Genomic DNA, 2249 nt, shown 5'->3' on the forward strand with positions numbered 1-2249 from the left:
GCCCCGGCGCCCCGGTACGACCTCGCCCGGCTCGCCGAGCGGCTCCCCGGCGCGTACGCGGCCAGCCAGCGTCCGCCGATCGTGCCGCAACCGGCGTACGACCCGGCGTTCGGCACCCGGACGCCCCAGGAGACGCAGGTGCCGGCGCGTGCCACCTCGGTCACCTTCACCCCGGCCGGCGCCGCCGCCCCGGTCACCCTCCCGCTCGCGGTGAAGGCGGTCGGGCAGGTCTTCGAGCCCCGGCACGGCCGCGCGGTCGGTCGGCTGGGCGTCGGCCACCCGCAGTCGGGCCCGCTCACCCCGGCCACCCTGCCGCTCGGTCCCGCCGACCCGGCGACCGAGGTGCTCTTCGCGGCCGACCCGGCCGTGCCGCTGGGCGCCCCCGCCGACGGCACCCAGCTCTGGCGGATCGTCGGCGACGCCCCGCAGACCCATCCGGTGCACGTGGAGGGCTGCGACGTGCAACTGGTCAACCGGGTCGGCTGGGACGGCACGGTCCGCCCGCCGGACGCCAACGAGCTGGGCTGGAAGGAGACCTTCCGGGTGAACCCGCGGGAGGACGTGATCGTGGCGCTGCGCCCGGTGCCGCCCACCCTGCCGTTCAAGATCGGCGACAGCGTACGGCTGCTCGACCCGACCCGGCCGGCCGGCGCCCGGCTCGACGCCTCCCCGGTCAGCCCGCTCGACGGGCGGCCGGCCACGGTGGTGAACCAGCTGGTCAACCTGGGCTGGGAGTACCGCTGGCACAGCCGGGCCGCGGGGCTGCGGGACCAGGGCATGAGTCGGCCGCTGGTGCTGCGGGTGTCCCCGAAGGCGCCGACCGGCCTGACCGCCACCCCGGCGCCCGGCTCGGCGACCGCGCTGCCGGCGATCGCGCTGGCCTGGACCGGCAATGGCAGCCGGCCGCCGGCCACCAGCCACCTGCTGCAACGGGCCACGGACACCACCTTCACCGCGGGGCTGACCGAGATCACCGTGGCCGCCAGCGCCACCCGGTACACCGACGCCACAGTCACCCCGGGCGTGACCTACCACTACCGGATCCGCGCGGAGAACGCGGTGAGCTGCTCGGCCTGGTCGAACAGTGTGCCGGCGTCGGTGCAGCTCACCGCGCCGGCCCGGCTGACCGCGGCGGTCCCGCCGGCCGCGCCGCTGCGGGTGGCGGTGCGCTGGGCCAACCGCTCGTTCGCCACCGGGGTCGACGTGCAGCGGGCCACCAATCCGACCTTCACCAGCGGGCCGGGCACCACCGCCATCGCGGTCGGCGACAACCACGTCGACCCGGCCGTCGCCCCGGACACCACGTACTACTACCGGGTCCGCACCACCTACCTCGGCGCGGCGTCGCCCTGGTCGACGGTCGCCACCGTGTCCACCCCGCCCCGGCCCGGGACGCCGGGCACGGTGAGCGCCACCGCCACCGCCCCCACGGCGGACACCGCGACGGTGATCCTGAGCTGGTCGGCCAGCACTCCCACCGGGCCGGGGTCGGGGTTCGTGGTGCAGCGGGCGCTCGATCCGGGGTTCGGCCAGGAGCTGGCCACCTTCGCCGTCACCGGGCGGGGCTTCACCAACACCGGGCTGGCCCGGGGCGTCACCTACCACTACCGGATCCGGTCGTTCAACGTCGTGGGCACCTCCGCCTGGACGGGCCCGATCCCGGTCACCACCCCGGCGTGAGCCGCCCTCCGGCCCGGGTCAGGGGGTGCGCAGGGGCGTGCCGGCGGTCCGCAGCTCGGCGAGCGCGGCGGCCACCCCGTGCAGGAGGTCGGTCGCCTCGGTGAGCCGCGCGGCGGCGGGGTGCTCGGTGGTCGGCCGGGCGTCCTCGGCGACGTAGCCGGCCGCCGCCACCACCAGCCGCTCGTACGCGGACACCCCGGCGTCAAGCTGGGCGACCAGGGTGCCGTGCGCCTCGGCCAGTGCCGCCCGGGCCTCGGCCGGGGCGAGCCGCAGCGCGCGTTCCACACTGGCCACCCGCTCGGCGAGGTCCCGCAGCGAGCGGTCGGCGGCGGTCGCCTCCCGCACCGCCGGCTCGGCCAGCCCGGTCAACCGGCCGGTCATCCCGGCCAGGGTCAGCGCGGCCCGGTCCAGGCGGGCCCACGCCTCGGCCGCCGTGGTGCCGCGCAGCGCCAGCCGGGAGCGCACCCGGCGCACCTCGGCCAGCACGCCGGGCCCGACGGGCAGCCGCTCGACGGCGGCGACCAGCCGGGCCCGGGCGCGGGCGGCAGCCTCGGCCGGGTCGAGCGCCG

2 protein-coding genes are annotated in these 2249 nt (G+C 78.0%); one reads left to right on the forward strand and one right to left on the reverse strand.

Annotated features, from left to right (window positions below):
• The coding region (locus DKT69_RS06380; RefSeq protein ID WP_148668967.1) for a multicopper oxidase domain-containing protein at window positions 1-1680 on the forward strand (1680 nt) is incomplete at its 5' end.
• Between the two features lie 18 nt (window positions 1681-1698).
• Here DKT69_RS06380 and pspM read toward each other — a convergent pair.
• A partial coding sequence (gene pspM / locus DKT69_RS06385) for a phage shock envelope stress response protein PspM (protein ID WP_109800651.1) occupies window positions 1699-2249 on the reverse strand: 551 nt, incomplete at its 5' end.

Source organism: Micromonospora sicca (assembly GCF_003172935.1).
GTDB lineage: Bacteria > Actinomycetota > Actinomycetes > Mycobacteriales > Micromonosporaceae > Micromonospora > Micromonospora sicca.